General features: G+C 41.0%; 16 protein-coding genes and 1 pseudogene. 7 read left to right on the top strand and 10 right to left on the bottom strand.

The features are described 5' to 3' along the window. Positions 1 to 15: 15 nt before the first annotated feature. From levE to levR, 3 genes are all read right to left on the bottom strand, one after another. The gene (levE, locus tag MHI44_RS04065) at positions 16 to 504 is read right to left on the bottom strand and encodes a PTS fructose transporter subunit IIB (RefSeq protein WP_029318159.1); all 489 of its coding nucleotides are present in this window, start codon (positions 502 to 504) and stop codon (positions 16 to 18) included. Beyond that, positions 504 to 944, bottom strand: coding sequence for a PTS fructose transporter subunit IIA (levD, locus tag MHI44_RS04070; RefSeq protein WP_003246144.1), 441 nt, complete (start codon positions 942 to 944; stop codon positions 504 to 506). The genes levE and levD overlap by 1 nt, the downstream gene beginning before the upstream one ends. A 189-nt stretch (positions 945 to 1,133) precedes the next feature. Further along, positions 1,134 to 3,941: a transcriptional regulator LevR gene (gene levR, locus MHI44_RS04075; RefSeq protein ID WP_119899615.1), complete on the bottom strand. Its 2,808-nt coding sequence runs from the start codon at positions 3,939 to 3,941 to the stop codon at positions 1,134 to 1,136. 555 nt (positions 3,942 to 4,496) lie between these two features. Between levR and MHI44_RS04080 the strand changes: the two are divergent. Both MHI44_RS04080 and MHI44_RS04085 read left to right on the top strand, forming a co-directional pair. Then, a pseudogene (locus MHI44_RS04080) lies at positions 4,497 to 4,636 on the top strand (hypothetical protein). 38 nt (positions 4,637 to 4,674) lie between these two features. Beyond that, the gene (locus tag MHI44_RS04085; protein ID WP_015251593.1) at positions 4,675 to 6,063 is read left to right on the top strand and encodes an amino acid permease; all 1,389 of its coding nucleotides are present in this window, start codon (positions 4,675 to 4,677) and stop codon (positions 6,061 to 6,063) included. An 84-nt stretch (positions 6,064 to 6,147) separates the two neighbouring features. Here the strand turns inward: MHI44_RS04085 and MHI44_RS04090 are convergent, their stop codons facing one another. Beyond that, on the bottom strand, positions 6,148 to 6,780 hold the full coding sequence (locus tag MHI44_RS04090; protein ID WP_014477480.1) for a LysE family transporter: 633 nt from the start codon (positions 6,778 to 6,780) through the stop codon (positions 6,148 to 6,150). Positions 6,781 to 6,933: 153 nt separating this feature from the next. Here MHI44_RS04090 and MHI44_RS04095 point away from each other — a divergent pair, with 153 nt between their 5' ends. From MHI44_RS04095 to MHI44_RS04115, 5 genes are all read left to right on the top strand, one after another. Next, on the top strand, positions 6,934 to 7,761 hold the full coding sequence (locus MHI44_RS04095) for a TrmB family transcriptional regulator (protein ID WP_208555880.1): 828 nt from the start codon (positions 6,934 to 6,936) through the stop codon (positions 7,759 to 7,761). A gap of 196 nt (positions 7,762 to 7,957) precedes the next feature. Continuing rightward, complete coding sequence (gene sigV, locus MHI44_RS04100) at positions 7,958 to 8,458, top strand: RNA polymerase sigma factor SigV (protein WP_015251591.1); 501 nt, start codon at positions 7,958 to 7,960, stop codon at positions 8,456 to 8,458. Then, a complete protein-coding gene (gene rsiV, locus MHI44_RS04105; protein ID WP_212058923.1) occupies positions 8,458 to 9,315 on the top strand; it encodes an anti-sigma-V factor rsiV in 858 nt (285 codons plus the stop codon). The genes sigV and rsiV overlap by 1 nt, the downstream gene beginning before the upstream one ends. A gap of 110 nt (positions 9,316 to 9,425) precedes the next feature. Further along, a complete protein-coding gene (oatA, locus tag MHI44_RS04110; RefSeq protein ID WP_339202949.1) occupies positions 9,426 to 11,330 on the top strand; it encodes a peptidoglycan O-acetyltransferase OatA in 1,905 nt (634 codons plus the stop codon). 133 nt (positions 11,331 to 11,463) lie between these two features. After that, positions 11,464 to 11,754, top strand: coding sequence for a YrhK family protein (locus tag MHI44_RS04115; protein WP_029727149.1), 291 nt, complete (start codon positions 11,464 to 11,466; stop codon positions 11,752 to 11,754). Between the two features lie 243 nt (positions 11,755 to 11,997). On the opposite strand, the gene cypB is transcribed toward MHI44_RS04115, so the two are convergent. The 6 genes from cypB to MHI44_RS04145 all read right to left on the bottom strand — a co-directional run bounded on the left by cypB (position 11,998) and on the right by MHI44_RS04145 (position 18,369). Further along, complete coding sequence (gene cypB, locus MHI44_RS04120; protein WP_339203517.1) at positions 11,998 to 15,162, bottom strand: bifunctional cytochrome P450/NADPH--P450 reductase CypB; 3,165 nt, start codon at positions 15,160 to 15,162, stop codon at positions 11,998 to 12,000. Positions 15,163 to 15,177: 15 nt separating this feature from the next. Beyond that, positions 15,178 to 15,762: a transcriptional regulator FatR gene (fatR, locus tag MHI44_RS04125; RefSeq protein WP_021480200.1), complete on the bottom strand. Its 585-nt coding sequence runs from the start codon at positions 15,760 to 15,762 to the stop codon at positions 15,178 to 15,180. 221 nt (positions 15,763 to 15,983) lie between these two features. Beyond that, positions 15,984 to 16,526 carry a methyltransferase domain-containing protein gene (locus MHI44_RS04130; protein WP_086344132.1) on the bottom strand — a complete coding sequence of 181 codons (543 nt, stop codon included), beginning with the start codon at positions 16,524 to 16,526 and terminating at the stop codon, positions 15,984 to 15,986. Between the two features lie 187 nt (positions 16,527 to 16,713). Next, complete coding sequence (locus tag MHI44_RS04135; RefSeq protein WP_003229817.1) at positions 16,714 to 16,872, bottom strand: hypothetical protein; 159 nt, start codon at positions 16,870 to 16,872, stop codon at positions 16,714 to 16,716. A 156-nt stretch (positions 16,873 to 17,028) separates the two neighbouring features. Beyond that, positions 17,029 to 17,178 (bottom strand): YrzI family small protein, encoded by a 150-nt coding sequence (locus MHI44_RS04140; RefSeq protein WP_004399102.1) that lies wholly within the window; start codon positions 17,176 to 17,178, stop codon positions 17,029 to 17,031. 390 nt (positions 17,179 to 17,568) lie between these two features. Continuing rightward, complete coding sequence (locus tag MHI44_RS04145) at positions 17,569 to 18,369, bottom strand: formate/nitrite transporter family protein (RefSeq protein WP_029318168.1); 801 nt, start codon at positions 18,367 to 18,369, stop codon at positions 17,569 to 17,571. Between the last annotated feature and the right edge of the window lie 205 nt (positions 18,370 to 18,574).

Here is an 18,574-nt window from a genome sequence, read left to right on the forward strand (position 1 = left end):
TTCTCATCCCCTTGATTATTTTGTTACGTTCCGTAAAATCTGTACAAAATCCTCACTGGCATCTGAAGGCAGCTGCCTCAATTCCAGTTTCACGCTCTTGTCACTTAATGTTTCAAATGCCTTTATATCTTGTTCTGTGACACTGACTGATTTTGTGATTTGCCTGCGATGATTTTCAAAACGCATTCCCCCGACGTTTACGGTTTTGATCGGTACACCTGCTTCTATAAGAGATACAATATCAGACGGATTTTCAAACAAGAGCATTGCTGTTACGCCTTCGTAGCGCGGACTATGAAATGCTTTTGCCATTTTAGAAACCGAGACGGCACTTGCCTTTACATTTGAAGGAGCAACAGAAAGGATCAGCGTTTTTCTCATTTCGTCCTGAGCAATATCGTCGGAGACAACGATGATTCGGTCGGCTGCATGGACTTTTATCCACCTTGTCAGGATTTGGCCGTGAATAAAGCGGTCATCAATTCTTGCTAACACAATGTTCATCATAATTCATCCTCTCTTGTATCTTGATTGGCTGTTTTTACTTTTTCTAAATGTTCACTGCACACTTGAAAGCTTTGCTGACTCATTGCTTTTAAGTTGTTCAGCAAATCTTTGAGAGCCAGATGTTCTCTCAGGCTTAATACCTCCAGCAGAATCGGCAGGTTTACGCCGGCTGCCATATCCATTCTTTGATCCTCAGCAATAAAGGAAGCTGCCGCGTTATATGGCGTCCCTCCAAAAATATCGACTAAAAAAAGCACTTCATGTTCTTCCGGGATATCCTTGAGCGCCTGATGATATTTTTCTTGCAGCGTTTGTATTCCTTCCCCTTTAAAAAACGGCACTGCAATCAGGTTATTTTCTTCACCGAATATCATCCCTGAAGACTCTTTTAATGCTATGGGAAAATCTCCATGACCGCTGATAATAACTGAAATCATATCTATTGCTCCTTTCCTGTTTTGTACATCCATATATAATGCAAGGATCGTGCCAACACAGTTGTGTTAAGCGTTTTCATTGTTATTTCAGCCAATAGCAATTTGTTGTTGAAACACTTAAAACGAAAAAAATAAACCTGTATTAAAATGGTGTTCCATTTAATACAGGTTCATATGAAAAAACTGTTTTTAAAACAGCTGGCCATGCACTTCTTCAGCAAATATGGCGGCTATAAATAATTTTTCATCATCACTTATGCGAAGTCCGAGCTTTTCTTCATAAGGGGCTAATGTTCGCTCTGTCACGTACACCATTTCCTTCAGCTGATCATTGATCTCTTCTTCCTCTGAGAAAGCGATCGGATTCTGCTTAATTACCCTTTCAAAGGCGAAAGCCGTGTGCATAATGACTTTGATCAAAACCGCATTATTGAAAATGACCCCCAGCTCATCCTGAACGGTTTGCAGCCACTCCAATAACATGTCGATCACATGGTGGGGATTCAAGAAGACAAGGTATTTTTTCAGGCTATCCTCGCAAAGCTCCCTGACAATAATATTTGCTTCGTTCAATCCATTGCTCAAGGAGATGCTTCCTTTTGTAATCGCCTGTTGAATCAGCTTCTCTCCCTCCCCTTCAATTAACACTTCTAAAGATACATGCGGAGCATTGATTTTAGGGTCTTTCGTTCCGACTGTCGCAAGGATTTCATACTCTTTTTCGATTTCTTTTATGCTGTTGGCCAGCTTAATCGATGATACGGTCAATATATGAATGGGGGTATCGGAGGCCTTGTTTACGATCGTGGTTAGAATGTCTTCCAGCTTTTTGGCCGTTCCGCTACCCGTCGTGCAGATGGATACCAATGCCTTCTTTTTGCCGGATGCCGCTGGCTGACGCTCCCACAACTCGATAAAATCCTTCGTGACCGATTGATAGATCGCATGCAAATTTAAATTCAAATAGTTGACCTTTCTGACAGCATCCAGCACCATTGAAGTCGTAACATTGCTGATCGTTTTAATAGAAATGCCTGTCTTTTCCTCCAGCCTGCTTTCCAGCATTGCAAGCGACCCCATATCTACCAGCATTAAAACACCTTCACCTTCATCAACCTGTTTCATTTTTTCTGCTACGCATTCAAGAATGTCCGAAGGTGAAACAGTAAGCGGCATGTCAACTGCTGCAATCGGCGTACTCCCTAGCAGTTCTGTCGCGACTTCAACCATTGAACTCGCCGTGCTGTTTCCATGAGCAGCCACGATAATACCGACTCTTTTGTTCTCCTTTAACGATTTGATGGAATGAATTAACATCGTTAAGTAGATGACTTCTATTTCAGGAATAGCCACTTTAAAATATTCCTGAATTTTATCTTTAAAAATCATCGCCACCCGATATTCTTTCACATGGGTATCACGAATTTCATCTGTCTCCTGTGTATTCAAAACATCAATTTGCTTTCCTCGCTTTAAAAATGCGTCAATATGCATACTCAAGAAATAAATAAACTTACGGTCAAATGTGCAATCCAGCTCATGTTCAGCTATTTCTTTTAACTGTTTTGTCATTTGAATCACATCGTCTTCAACGAATGTCAGCAGGTTGTCTTTTTGAAAAGCTTGATGATGAAAAAAACTTCTGACATGCAAATGGACATCAGTCAAGATGTACTGGTTAATATCCTTTTTGGATAAACCTTCTTTCATAAGCGTTTTCACTTTTTCCTCAATCAAATGATATAAGTTAAATGAGAGGTCTTCGTCAATTTTTGTTGTTTCATCTTCTACAATCGGAGAGATAATCGTTGTAATATTGACATATTCAGAAATGGCTTTGCTTCTTTGCATGTTTTTGCTGCTGGACATCCATTCTTGCTTGATTTCATCAGGCAGATCGCGAACAGTCAGTTCAATAACCTCATTTCTGTCAAGGTTATGCAAAAATCCGTGTGCGCAAACTAACTGGACATTTGATTTCAGCTGTCCGACATTCCCAAATTTCGCAGAGTGAATAAGCGCATTATAGACATCGATATGCACACTCAGATTCTTCTTAATTCGCTCTGCTTCTTTCCCTAATAAAAACGTCGTCAGATCCACTCTTTCTTTAAGCGATCGTTCTTCAAGCGAAGGAATATGAATGGTCATTGGGATTCTTCGCAAAAACGTTTTCAATAGTGCAGAACTCGGATTTTCTGTAGTCGCACAAATAAACAATACGTTCGATGTTCGTTTATGTTCAGATTCTCCAAGCCTGTTATAAGAACCGCTGTCAATAAAATAAAACAGCATTTCTTGTCCCTCGGGAGGGAGACGGTGGATTTCATCCATAAAAAGAATGCCCCCATTGGCCTGTTCGACTAAACCCGCCTTATCCTCGGCAGCACCTGTAAATGAACCTTTTTTGTGTCCGAATAATTGAGAAAGCAATAATTGAGGGTTGTTGTAGTAGTCTGCACAGTTAAATGTAATAAATGGTGCGCCGGCCTTCAATATGTCAGAGTAAATGGCAAACTGGTAAATTCGGTTCGCAAAAAGGGATTTACCGGAACCAGTCGGCCCTAGGAGGAGCATATGCAGACCGGTCGGCGGATAAAAGACAGCTGCTTTTGCCTGGGAGATCGCTTTCTTCAAACTCCCTTTTGCCCCTATCATAAGCTCTAGGGGATTCGTGGAAATGTGTTGATGATTTTGCTTTGAATTTCCGGAAAACGCCTGAAGGTCTTTCACTTCCATCATCTCTGTATCCCATTTCTTGTTGAATAATTTTTCTGCTATCTCGACTGGGATGTATCTTACAGGAAACGTTTTAATTTTGATGACCTTTTTGGACCGGACGAGATTGTTCAATTCAAAGCTGACATTGGACCGCTCCATTTTCAGCTGCTCGGCAATCTCCTTTGCTGAATTCCCCTGTATTTTTAAAAGATGATCTAAGGTTGAATCATGAAAATTATGCTTGAGCTGATGGTATATTTTATCTATTCTTCTCACGTCTATCATCCTTTGTCCTTATTAGATAAGCCATTAACAAGAATATTTCGAAACTTTATAGTCCGCGTTGAGATTATCTGCTGATACACGTTTAAAAAGGTCTCTATAGCAGATTGACAAAGCTGGCTTTTATGCGTATATGTTTACATGTTGAATCATTTGCATCTCATATTAGTATGATAGATGCTCAGTTCTAGAGGGCCAGTCCCCTTCAAAAGTAATAATCAGTAAACAGTTTATCATTCTCGGGGAATGTAATGATGTCAAAATCATCAATGACAAAAAATGAATCTTATAGATCATGACAAATTACCCAAATATAACCCCTTAAGTTCGTTCACAACTAAAAAGACGAACACTCTATGTGACCGCCACAGTATTACAATTTGCAAAACTTCGTCATTTTGCAATCCACATTGGAGGTTAAGGAATCTGTAAGCTTAAAAACTTTATCTCCGATTCTCTCGATTTGATCCCCCCTGCAGGCCTCAAACATAGTGGGTATGCAATTATACAAATCGTTACCGATTAAAACTAGCCTGTCAGATTGTCCAAATGACTTTCCTGTTTTACTCTGCTATTCAGGTAGAATCACGAGTAAAAATAGAGCCACAAGACATGTAACAGCACTTAAAATAGTTTTAAAATTTAAAAATAAAAGTATCTATTCTTTTAAATGTTATAATATCCGATAAAACTTTACTCATCTTTTTATTACTGGAGGAAAATAAAATTGATAGGCAATTCTAGCAAAGACAATTTTGGCCAGCAACAGAAATTGTCTAGAGGCCTTAAAAACAGGCATATACAATTAATGGCGATTGGAGGTGCAATCGGTACAGGTTTATTTTTAGGTTCAGGTAAATCCATCCATTTCGCAGGACCATCCATTTTATTTGCTTACTTGATCACCGGCGTATTTTGCTTTTTCATTATGCGTTCGCTCGGAGAACTGCTCTTATCAAATGCGGGATACCACTCTTTTGTTGATTTTGTAAGGGACTATTTAGGAAACATGGCAGCATTTATCACTGGGTGGACCTACTGGTTCTGTTGGATTTCCCTCGCGATGGCTGATTTAACGGCGGTCGGCATTTATACGCAATATTGGCTTCCCGATGTGCCTCAATGGCTGCCGGGTCTTCTTGCGCTTATTATCCTGCTGATCATGAACCTTGCCACCGTTAAACTTTTCGGAGAATTAGAATTTTGGTTTGCATTGATCAAAGTCATTGCCATACTGGCTCTGATCGTAACTGGTATTTTCCTGATTGCGAAAGGTTTTTCCGCAGCTTCCGGCCCTGCCAGCCTCACCAACCTTTGGAGCCACGGCGGCATGTTCCCAAATGGATGGCATGGGTTTATCCTATCGTTCCAAATGGTTGTCTTCGCTTTCGTGGGTATTGAACTGGTTGGACTGACAGCAGGTGAAACAGAAAATCCCCAAAAAGTGATCCCTAAAGCCATCAATCAAATCCCTGTCCGGATTTTACTTTTTTATGTTGGCGCACTTTTCGTGATTATGTGTATCTATCCTTGGAATGTGTTGAATCCAAACGAAAGCCCATTTGTTCAGGTCTTCTCTGCAGTAGGCATCGTTGTGGCTGCCAGTTTGATCAATTTTGTTGTATTAACATCAGCCGCGTCAGCTGCAAATAGCGCTTTATTCAGCACAAGCCGAATGGTCTATTCACTTGCAAAGGATCATCACGCACCTGGACTATTAAAGAAATTAACTTCTTCTAACGTGCCAAGCAATGCGCTGTTCTTTTCATCCGTCGCCATTCTGATTGGCGTTAGTCTGAATTATTTAATGCCTGAGCAAGTCTTCACACTGATTACAAGTGTTTCTACAATATGCTTCATTTTTATTTGGGGCATCACGGTGATTTGCCATTTGAAATATCGAAAAACAAGGCAGCATGAAGCGAAAGCAAACAAATTTAAAATGCCTTTTTACCCATTATCCAACTATTTAACACTTGCATTTCTCGCGTTCATTCTTGTCATATTGGCACTGGCAAATGATACACGTATTGCTTTGTTTGTCACCCCGGTCTGGTTTGTTTTATTGATTATTTTGTATAAGGTGCAAACCCGCAGAGGACATAAGGTGAAATAAAAAAGACAAGGGATACTCACTCCCTTGTCTTTTTTATAGGGCCAAACACTAAATTAAACTTTGGTTTCAAATTTCATTTAAGTGTTAACTCAAACCAGTTTTGATGCCGAAACCTACTAATATTATTCCGGTAATTTTTTGAAACACTTTCTGGAACTTTGAGTTTTTCATCCATTTTTTTGCGTAATCAATAATATAAACAAGAAACAGAAACCACAACACCGCTAATAAGGTTAGGATTGAAGCTAAAATAATGAGCTGCTGGTTTATATTTCCGTTCAAATTGATAAATTGGGGCATGATTGTAACATACACCAAAACAGTTTTAGGATTGAGAATGTTACTGAGTGATCCCTGCATAAAGGAAGTTTTATAATAACGTTTCGGAGAACTTGCCATATTTTTTGCTTGGGATTGCATGTCATCTAACGAAAACATACTTTTCGCAAAAAAACTTTTTACACCTAAATAAATTAAGTATGCCGCTCCCAAATATTTGATCGTTGTGAAAAGAATCACTGACTTTGCGATCACCACTGATAATCCTAAAATGGCAATCACCGTCCAAAAGGAAAGTCCTGTTGCCAATCCGAGAATGTTATAACGGCCGGCTTTCGGGCCATACCTAAGCGTATTTTTCATCACAAGCATCGTATCTGCCCCCGGCATGATAACCATCATGGCAGCAATCGGTATGTATGCGAGTAAGCTGTGCATTGTTCTCTCCCCCTTTAAAAAATCCCCTCAATCATATAGTGACTACAAAAGTAACTACTTATAAAAGTGTATCAATGCGTTTGGAATAAATCAATATGGTTTGTTAAAATAGCGATTACTAAGGCAGCGATTGCTCTTTATATTGGAGGATATATGAAAGAAAATATGTTAGACATTTTAAAAAACCTCAATTTTACAGAATATGAATCGAAAGCGTATTTGGCATTATTGCAAGAATCACCTTTAACAGGCTATGCCGTTGCCAAAAAATCCGGAGTGCCCCGTTCTAAAATTTATGAAGTATTGGAAAGCCTTGTCATAAGGGGAGATGTTTTTGTCAGTCATGGAAATACGCCTCAGTATGTTCCAGTCCCCGCAAAAGAACTGATTAAAAACCGCCGGCTCAAAGCGGAAGAGCATTTTGATCAGGCTGAGAAATATTTTGAAAAGTTCGAGCAGACTGCTAATGACCGGGAAAACATCTGGAATATCACCGGCCGCAGTGAAATTCTTGAAAAGGTGAAGGCTTGTATCTTATCCGCCAAAAAAAGAATCCTCTTAGAAATATGGAAAGAGGATTTTGAGGAGATAGAAGCAGAGCTCAAACAGGCGGCAGATCAAGGCGTTATTGTCACCATTATTGCGTACGGAGACATCGTATCTGATTTTGCCAATGTTTACCTTCATGATATGAGCAGTGAAATTACAGAAGAGTATGACGGACGGTGGCTTGTCTATAGCGGAGATGATTCAGAAGTAGTAGCGGGCATTGTCTCACTTGGCAATGACAGCCGTGCTGCATGGACGATGCATGTAGGTTTAGTCATGCCTATTACTGAAGTGATCATTCATGATCTGTACCTCATGGAAATTCTGAAAAAGCATAGAGAGCTATTAGAAGAGAGCTTCGGGAAAAATCTCATCCAGTTGCGCCGTAAATTTTCTATTCACTCAGATTTCAAGAAACATTATTTGGAATAATGTTTGGCATCTCTTACCCCAAAAACAAGGCTTGTACAAAACAAGCCTTGTTTTTTTATGCATAAACCCCCCATGCTGATTTACTTCTCTCTTTTAAAAAAATGTGATTCTGCGCAAACTATTTTTCAGCCTGCCGCGTCTATCCTAGGTAACAGCCTACGATATACGTATATTCAAAAAGGAGCCCTTTATTGCAATGAAGAAAAAACAAACAACAAAAGCGTTGCTTGTCACATGCATAACTGACCATAAGCAAGATTTCTACAGGTTGGCTTTCAGTTATGTGAAAAATCAAGATGACGCATTAGATATTGTTCAGGAATCTATAAAAAAAGCGCTGAGCTCAGTTGAAACGGTCAGGAACCCTGGGACGATAAAAAGCTGGTTTTATAAAATTTTAGTACGGACAGCCATTGATTTTTTGCGCAAACAAAAAAAGATAAGAGTGATGGACGACGAAACGATAGAATTTTTAAGCAAAGGAAAGGAAGACCATTACAAGGATACTGATCTCCATGAAGCGCTTGACGAATTGCCGTACCGCTATAAAACCATTATTATTTTACGTTTTTTTGAAGACCTCAAATTAGAAGAAATTGCGGAAATTACAGGAGAAAACACGAATACCGTCAAAACGCGCCTATACAGAGCATTGAAGCTGATGCGCATTCAGTTGACGAAGGAGGATCTTTCTTAATGGATAAGAGATTACAGCAATTAAGAGAAGAATATAAAAATGTTCAGATTCCTAAAGAATTGGATATCATTGTTGAAAAAGCCCTTCAGCAAGAACCAAAAAAGAAAAGAATCGTCATGTGGCCGACATCAGCAGCAATCGCTGCAGCTATTTTATTCACTGCGCTTGTTAATATCAACCCGGACGCCGCTCAGGCTATGTCCAAGATCCCTGTCATCGGCAAAATCGTCCAAGCGATCACCTTTATTGAAATCAAAGAGGAAAAAGACCAATCAAGCATTGATGTCAAAACACCTGCTTTGTCCGGGCTTTCTAATAAAGAGCTTGAAAACAGCATTAACCAGAAATACTTGAAAGAAAGCCAGCAGCTGTATAAAGAGTTTATACAGTCCACATCCAAAAACAAAAAAGGGCATCTCAGCATCTACAGTGATTACGAGACGGTCACAGACACGCCAGATTTACTCTCTATCCGGCGCAATATTGAAAAAACACAAGCATCTTCCTACACACAAAGCCGTTATATTACAATTGACAAAAAGAATGATATTTTACTTACATTAAAAAGCTTATTCAAAGATGAGCGCTATATTAAAGTCATCAGTCAAAATATTAGAGAGCAAATGAAACAGCAAATGAAGGAAGATCCAAATAAAATATATTGGCTCACTGACGAAGATGCAGAACCGTTCAAAACGATTCTTCCTGATCAGACGTTTTACATTACTGAAGACCATAAACTTGTGATCTCATTTGACGAATATGAAGTCGCCCCCGGCTATATGGGCGTTACAGAGTTTACAATTCCAACCCGTGTCATTTCAAACTTGCTCGTGGGAGAACGTTATATTCGATAAAATAAAAACATCCATCTAAGATTATGGATGTTTTCTCTCTTCTCTATTCGAGGTCGTAACCTCGCTACCAAAAACAACGAGAATATTTGCATACTATTGGAGGAATACCCATGTATCACAAGACACAGCATCATCGATACATTCCTGGACTTGATGGCCTTCGGGCTTTCGCCGTCCTGTCAGTTATCGCTTATCACCTAAATTTCAATTGGGCTAACGGTGGTTTTATCGGAGTTGATATCTTTTTTGTTTTATCCGGATATTTGATTACATCTATTCTATTACCGGCATATGGAAATGATATCAATCTTGATTTTCGGGATTTTTGGGTGCGCCGCATTCGGCGGCTTATGCCAGCGGCTTACCTTATGATCTTTTCCACTGTTGTGTGGGTCGTATTGTTTGATCGAGAACTATTACACACTGTACGTGGAGATGCGATCTCTTCTCTCTTTTATATGAGCAATTGGTGGTTTATTTTTCACAAGCTATCATATTTTGATAGTTTCGGTTCCCCATCACCTCTAAAAAACCTTTGGTCACTGGCGATTGAAGAACAATTTTATATCATATGGCCGATGTTTTTAGTTGTTGGAATGTACATAATGAAAAGCCGCGCCAGATTGGCTGCGGTGATATCATTGCTTGCGCTTTGTTCAGCCGTGATGATGAGCGTACTGTATGAACCTGGCGGAGATCCGAGCCGCGTTTACTATGGCACAGACACTCGTTCGTTTGAACTTCTCATCGGATGTGCCTTGGCTTTGGTATGGCCGATGAAAAGGCTGTCTTCCAACAGGCTGCCTAGCAAACTGAAGCACACTTTGCACGCCACTGAATTTTCGGCATTTTGTATTTTAGTGTTGTGTGTCTATTTCACAGATGAATACGAGCCTTTTCTTTACAGAGGCGGAATGCTATTCATTAGCGTGACTGCCGCAATCCTTATTGCATGTGTTTGCCATCCGAGCAGCTTTTTAGGCAATCTGCTTTCATGGAGGCCGCTTCGGTGGCTTGGAACGAGGTCTTACGGAATTTATCTTTGGCACTACCCTGTTATTGTGTTAAGCACGCCAGTTCAAGAAATCGGAAACCCTGTTTTTTGGCATATCGTGCTAAAGGTCATTGTGACATGTATACTTGCCGAGCTTTCCTACCATTTTATTGAGAAGCCGATACGGACACAGGGATTTAGGTCATTTTTCCGCCGTGTTTTTATACATAGAATCAAGGAATGGAAAACGACATCTGTCATCAGCAAAATGTCAATTGGTTTCATCATTTTCGCTATACTTATTTTTGCAGGCGGGCTGTCAGGGCTAGCCGGCGAGCAAAAGCACCCTACCAAATGGACCTATAGCTCACAAGAAACAAATGCTGACACCAGCCAGGCTTCTGGGGATAAAAAGAACGCTGCAGCAGATAAAAAACACAATCCTGAACAAAAGACAACAGATTCCAATCAGGGTCAAAAGGAAAACAAAGATAGTGGGCAAGAGACTCATAAAAAGAAAGACACGCAATCCCAACAGCAGAAAAAACCAGCAGACACTGCGAAAGAAGTTTTAGCTATAGGAGATTCCGTCATGCTTGATATTTCTTCACATCTGCGTCAGTCATTTTCAAATGTGACGATTGATGGAAAGGTGGGGAGACAAATGTCTCAAGCTTTGGAACTCACAAGGGAATACAAGTCTTTTAATCAGCCGAACAAGGCTGTTATCATTGAGCTTGGAACCAATGGCTACTTTACAAACAGCCAAATCGAACAACTGCTTCAATCTTTCTCAAAAGCTCATATCTATCTTGTCAATACACGGGTTCCCCGCCAATGGGAAAGCAAGGTTAATGAGTCTTTACAGCGCCAGGCAAGCGCACATCAACATGTTACGTTAGTTGACTGGCATACAGAAGCCCTTCGGCATCCGGAATATTTTACCCCTGATGGTGTTCACTTGGTTCCTAAAGGGGCAAAAGCTTTGACTGCTCTTATTGTTCAGGCGATGAAATCGTAAAAAAGAGATCCTATACGGATCACTTTTTTACTTTAGTTTCTGATCGTTGATTATGTCTTCTTTCAGCAAGGCAGCCCTTATGTTTACATGCCGTTTACGTAAGGGTAAGCCAAAATTGAATGGAGGGATGATAATGAAAGGAAATGAAGAACATGACATCCAAAAAGAGCTGAAACGATATGAGCTTTTTTTCAAAAAACGATATAAGGTTCTTTATACAGTAAACGATTTTATCATCGGTGCTTTGTTCCTCGTTGGAAGCTTTTTCTTTTTCTATGACCGTTTAAAGTCGGCAGGGATATGGCTGTTTGCGGTCGGAAGCTTGCTGCTGTTAATCAGGCCGACCATTCGGCTGATTCATGACCTTCATTACCGTAAACATGTGGAACGGCAATTCAAGCATCAATCTTCAACAGATGACTGATCTTAAGGAATAAGAAAGAACAAAATGCCAAAAGCCTGAGTTGAAAATCGAAAACAAGACTTTTAGACTATTTATTTTTAAAAATAAGGTAAAAAGAACTAAACTTTTGCCTCTGCATGACGATATGAATAATAAGGCCGGCGCGATACTCCCTATAACATCCTTTTCAGTAGATTTCATTATCGTGCCGGTTTTCTCATATGCAAAGCAATCCCGCCAATCAGATTGGCGGGATTTTATATTTTACATTCCTGTCCAAACGTCTTTCACATAACGTCTTTGATCTTGCAGCTTTTGCAGCCATTCAGCTGATTCTTCCTGACTTGCTCCTTTTTCAGCTTCATACGCCAATCGCAAAGTTTTCTCTACATCAGGAGCCATTTGCGATCCATCACCGCATACGTAAATATGAGCCCCTTTTTCAATGAGTGTCATCAATTTCTGCGTATCTTGCTTGAGCAAGTGCTGGACATATCCTTTTGGTTCGTTTTCGACGCGCGAGTAGCATCGGCGGATTGTGACCAAACCGTCCTGTTCCGCTTGATCCAGCTCTTCTCTGTAAAGGTCGTCATGGTCCGGGCGGCGGCAGCCGAAGTATAAAAGTGCTTCACCAAGGGTGCTTCCTTCCTTCTTCAAAACCGATCTTGCCTGAATAAAGCCCCTGAATGGTGCAATTCCTGTGCCCGGCCCGATCATAATCATAGGCGTTTCAGGCTCATCCGGCATCTGGAATCCGGACTGCGGTGTACGAATGAAGCAGGCTGCTGCATCACCTGTATTCAATTCTGCTAAGTAATTAGAGGCAACACCCCGGTATTCACCTCGGCCGCTCCATGCTGAGGCTTTCACAACTCCTACCGTCATGCTCACGATATTTGCATGAACTTTCGGTGAGCTTGAAATGGAATAGTATCTCGGTTTTAGTGATGGCAAAAGTGCTAAAAACCGTTCAAACGGCATTTCGCAGGCAGGATAATCCTCTAAAAAATCAAGCATGGTAAGACGTTTTGCAAGTACCTGCTCTTTGTAAATGCCATCATCTGAAACGAGCTGTTCCAGCTCTTTTTGATGCGGCGGACAAACTGTATAAGAGGCCAGCTCCCGAAGCTGAAGCCTTGATGCCGGTTCCTGCAGCTCTACATAGGACGACAATAAATCCACTACTTTGATTGGCCGATCCATCGGCAGATGAGCCATATGAGCGCTTCCGCTTACTTTTATCACATGATTGGACTGCAAACCGAATCGGCTGAGAACCCGCTGAACAAGCTCCCTGCTGTTCTTCGGCAGGATTCCGATATGATCGCCTTCTTTATATGTTTTACCAGCCGGAATTTCCAATTCAATATGGCGGGTTGAACGCGTGCTGGCAGCTGTCTGGAGTTCTCGATTCTCTAACACAATCCCTTCAAACGCGCCATATGCTTTAGCAACCGGCGTTTCCGTCGCTTCACTGAGAAAAGTAATCGATAATGAAGACCTGTCTTCTTTCTGGGCTAATTCGTTAATATCAAATGCGTCCATCGTTTCCTTCCAGAAGCGGTTTTCCCAAGACTCGCGATGGCTTTCAAAATCATCGGCGGCGTCACCTTCCCCAATCGCTGTTAAACGCGATGCCCCCTTTGCTTTCATCATGTCATCAATCAGGCGGGGAATCCGCTGATACGTGCTGGCCCAGCTCCGGTTCCCGCAGCCGAATACCGCATAGGAAACACCTTTCAATTGGCCTTCCTCAAGCTCTTTCAGCCACTCTACAAAGCCGGCAGCATTATCAGGCGGCGCCCCATTATAAGAAGCCGTTACAATGACGACTGCCCCTTCTTCAGGGAGCTTGCCGATATAATCATCAAGCGGAGCCGTTTCAGCTGTAAAGCCCATCTGGCAGCCTTGAGCAACCAGTTCACCGGCTATTCCCTCAGCTGTCCCAAGGTTTGAACCGTAAAGAACGAGTAAAGGTGTGCCGTGTTTAGGTTTGGTTTCTTTTGGCTTTGTTTCTGCTTTGATGTCTGCCTGTTCTTTTCTCTGTACATTGATTGCCGCTGTTTTCCGCGGTTTCACAGTAATTTTAAAATCATCCGGCTTGATCGTTAATGCTTCTTTGATTTTTAGTTCGTAGCCAGTATGGTTTATCAATTCAAAATGCTTTAATACAAGACCGAGAACCATTGTCGCTTCTTGAAGAGCAAACTGCATGCCAATACAAGCGCGCTGCCCATTTCCAAACGGCTTATACGCATGGTGAGGGATACTTGAAGGATCCTCAAACCGTTCCGGACGGAAATCTTCCGCATCCGGTCCCCAAGCGTTTTGATCCCGGTGCAGTTTTGGAATTAAAACAGTGACTGGCTGCCCTTTGCTGATCGGATATTCCCCGCCTAGAACAGTATCCTCCTTCGCATATAGAGAAAAAGCCGGAGCTGTTGGATACAGTCTGAGGGTTTCATTTAAAACCATCCGAATGTATTTGAGCTGCTGGATTTGTTTATATTCAGGCGTGTCATCCGTTAACACGCAATCCGCTTCCTCCTGAGCTTTTTTCAGTTTTTCCGGATGTGTAAGCAGACAATAAATCGCAAAGGAAAGCAACCCGCTTGTTGTCTCATGTCCAGCAATTAAAAATGTGATGATTTGATACCTTATGTTTTCATCATCCAGCGTTTCACCGGTTACTGGATCCTTGGCATAAAGCATGAGAGACAAGAGATCCTTGATGTTTTCATCCGGATTCGCCTTTCGCTCCGCTATCATTCTATCGACCAGGGAGTTCATGACTTCTATATCCTTTTGGAACTGCAGCTTCGTTTTCACCATCATTTTATCTTGCAGGCCCAGTCTTTTCGATTGATTCATCGCCTCTTTTAAGGCACGGAGCATACTGGTGATAAACGGATGCTGTGAATCACGGTAAAAGCTGTTGAATCGATAGTTAAACCCGCATAACCCAATCGTATCAAGCGTCAGACGTGTCATATCGTCCGCTACATCAATTTCTTCATTAGGGTTTAACCGGCTCCATTTTTGAATCAGCTGGGTTGCGATATCCAGCATCATAGAATGATAGCCTTTCATCGCTTTTTGACTAAAACTCGGCAGCAAAATGCGGTGGGCTTTTTGCCAGTTCGGTTCGTGCGTCCAGCTTGTAAATAAGCCATCTCCCCCGAACTCACGCACCTTTTGCAAGCCTTTGCCAAGGTTCTTGTCAAAGCGTTTTTCATCACACACTTCAGCCACAAGATTGTGGCCCGAGACAAAAACACTGGATACTCCCGGAAAATCAAAACGGAAAATCGGTCCCAATTCATCAGCTATCCGCCATAAGGATTGAGAAAGCTGTTCTTTTTCCAGATGCGGAAGATTTTTTAAAGGTCCGTATGTTTTGGGCTGAGGTATTGCGCTTGCCTGTTTCATTAACATCTCCCTTTCCTATTTTTGTGATGAATGAAGCTTAATGGCGTCCCAGCAGCATTGTTCCAATTCAGTAATTAAATCAGTGTCCATCTCTATATCACCTGTTTGAACGAGCTGATATATCTTGAGAAACGCCCCTAATACAATCGCAATTAACACATTAGAGGGCAGGCTGCGAATCACGCCTTCCGCTTTTCCCTTATTAAAATAGTCATCAAGCATTTGAGTCAGATTTTCTATCATTTTTTTGCTTGTATGATTTAAGTAATGAGCATCTTTTTTGGTTTCAAGAAAAAAAAGCGCATAGTCGCTCTCTTTCGTAAACTGAACGAGACAGCAAAATACGTGGTGAAAGCCTTCTCTGACAGGCAATTCTGAAACGTCTTGCTTCAGTTTTTCCGTAAATCGCTGGATGCTTTCTTGAAACAGTACGTTAACGAGTGTTTCTTTGCTGTCAAAATAACGATAGATCGTTCCTGTCCCTACATGAGCACGTTCAGCTATCATAGGAATAGTGGTAGCGTCAAAACCCCTTTCCGTAAAAAGTGAGACCGACGCTTTCATAATCATGTCGTATTTACTGCTGGATGCGGATAACATGTAATCTACAACCTCCGATTCGTTTGCGGAATGAATATTCATTCCTATTGTTCATAAAGAATGTCTGCCCTGTCTGAAATCACCTCTTTGTTCTTTCTTCTGTTATAAGTTTATATGAAAAAAACTTTTTTTAATATAAAGTATATGCAAAAAATAAAAAATTAAGAAAATATACCCAAATCCTAATGCGAGGATCTTGGATATATTTCCCGAGAAATTTTTTATTTAACAGCCACAATACATAGACAGGAATCACGCCTAATAACAGAAAGATCCCTGAAATGCTGGTCTTTCAGCAGTTGAATATACGTTTTCTCTTTTTCACCGGTATTTGTGTCAATACTGATATAAAACCGGCCGTCAATTTGAAGCACCCTGTAAATTTCTCTTAATGCCAGCCTAATATCGGTGCAGCTCTGAACCGTATGTAAAGAAAAGACTTTATTAAAGGTACGGTCATCAAAGGGAATGTCCTCTGGATAGCCATGAAAAACCTCCCCGTTCCCCATGTTCTTTCGATTCGCACGTAATATCTGTCTTACCTTTCGTTTTGAAGGATCAATGCTTTTTAGGCTTCCCTTTTCTAGTTTCTTGGTTATGCTTTTAAAGACAGTTCCGTTTCCAATTCCAATTTCTAAAATTCTGTCATTTTCTTGTATATCTATAGAGTCAATCATCATATGCTCAATTGTTTTGGTTAGCTTATATTTCCGAGAAAATAATTTCCAAAAATCTGATCGTTTATAGAGTCTATTTTCTAGCATTTTAAACACCTGCTTTTGGTTTCCTATGTTTATTTATTATCTTAAAAAAATAAACATCATCTTCATTCTAAAAGTGAAGGAAGGTATCAACTAGACGGCAATGTATTGAAAAATGTTTCAATAGAACTAAACTTTTTCATTTTTTTCCGCAAAAAAAGCAGAAAACAAAATGTTTTCTGCCCTCTTTCTAATGCCAATGATAAGGGAATACATACAGCCTTTGCTGCTGCATTGCCATCAGCCTCTGCTGTCGGAATGGATTTCCATAACCATGTTTGAAGGAATGCGGCATGGACGCATAACCATGGCCAATCGACGGCAGCCTTTTTTGATAATCGTTCATCATGCCATCACCTGCCTCACAGTAACGTTGATTTATTGTATGCAGGCAGGCATTTTCTTGACAGCTGTTTCGCTAAACTTGGTCCTTCTCCATAGTATAATGCATCAATAGTTCCATTCTAAGCATATGCCATTCCCCCTTCAGTTTTTTTCGTTGCTTTTAGCGCCAGTTTGTTAAATAAAGATGCTTTAACTGAGACTCTTTCATTTCATCATAAATCTGCTCAATCTGCTGTTCTCTTTCGAATTCTTCCAGGCTTTTAAACCGTTTTTTAATCGTTAACGTTAAAAAGAATAGGTTAATCGTCATATCGCTCACCCCCTTTCAAAGTCCGCATCAAGCGAAATAACCCGCGGCACACCCCTTCTGCCGCGGGCAAATAAAAACCGCAGACAAAAGAAGACACCAATGCCTCTACTGCCTGCGGGGAGTTGCGTATGTCCGACTATTCCGAATTTAATGCGTGCGATAAGCATCGGTTAAGGAAGGACACGAACTCTTCCACAGGCTGAATAAACCATGAACTTTTACATGTGTATCACGTACAGGTTGACGTCGTTGTCTCATTGTCATTTTGGTTCAGCCTCCTTTGCTTTTTTTCTTACTTTGTAAGTATATCCACCAAATTCCATTTTGTAAACATCTTTTTCTAAAAATGGACGGAAATTGTGCAAATCATCGAATGGATTTGCCCGTTGGTCATGACACCTGCTTCATTTCTTTTCTGGAGCGGTCTTTCTTATGATATGCAATAAAATAAATGAGACCGACAAATACAGCTCCGCCGATGACATTACCGATAAAAGCCGGAATGATGTTTCCGATGAACTGCCCCCACGTGAATGAGCCTGCAAAAATGGCAGCAGGAATCACAAACATGTTGGCGACAACGTGCTGAAATCCGATAGCCACAAAAGCCATGATTGGGAACCAGATGCCAAGGATTTTTCCTGCTGCGTCTTGGGCGCCGAAAGAAAGCCACACTGCAAGACATACAAGCCAGTTACAGCCGATGGCGGAAATGAGAACCTTGCCAAAGCTCATATCAAGCTTTCCTTGGGCAACGGCAATCGTTTTTTCTAAATAAGGACCTGTTTCAGTCAATCCAACCAAATGCCCGAAAAAGTACGCAACAAACAATGCGCCGATTAAGTTCATAATTGTGACGATTCCCCAGTTAATCGCTAACTCTTTTACTGATATTTTTCTCGAAAATAACGCCATCGCAACTGACATCATATTGCCTGTGATCAGTTCAGCGCCAGCGAGTACGACAAGGATCAGGCCGACTGGAAATACTGCTGCACCAATCAAACTGGACAGGCTCCCCCATTCTTTCGGAAGATCGCCGATTACCCTGATATCAAGCAAATACCCAAGCGCGATAAATGCACCGCCTAAAAACCCCAGCACAAGCAGTGACGGCAGCGGGAGCTTTATTTTTTTCATTCCTGCTTCAATTGTTGCTTCCGCTATTTCATCCGGTTTTCGAAAAGCCATAATTAAACGCCTCCATTACTTCTTCTTTTCTCACAGTTATGCAAGAAAGGCAATAAAAAAGGCAGCACTCAAATAACCTGTGTCAAACCAGGCGTTTGAATGCTGCCTAACTTGTATGCATACCCATACAACAATATCAAGCAGTATGAAGATATTGAAAGAGAATATATACAGTTCGTGCATACATTCCATTGCTTTAGCCTTC

It is taken from the genome of Bacillus sp. FSL K6-1366 (genome assembly GCF_037976695.1).
Taxonomy (GTDB): domain Bacteria; phylum Bacillota; class Bacilli; order Bacillales; family Bacillaceae; genus Bacillus; species Bacillus subtilis.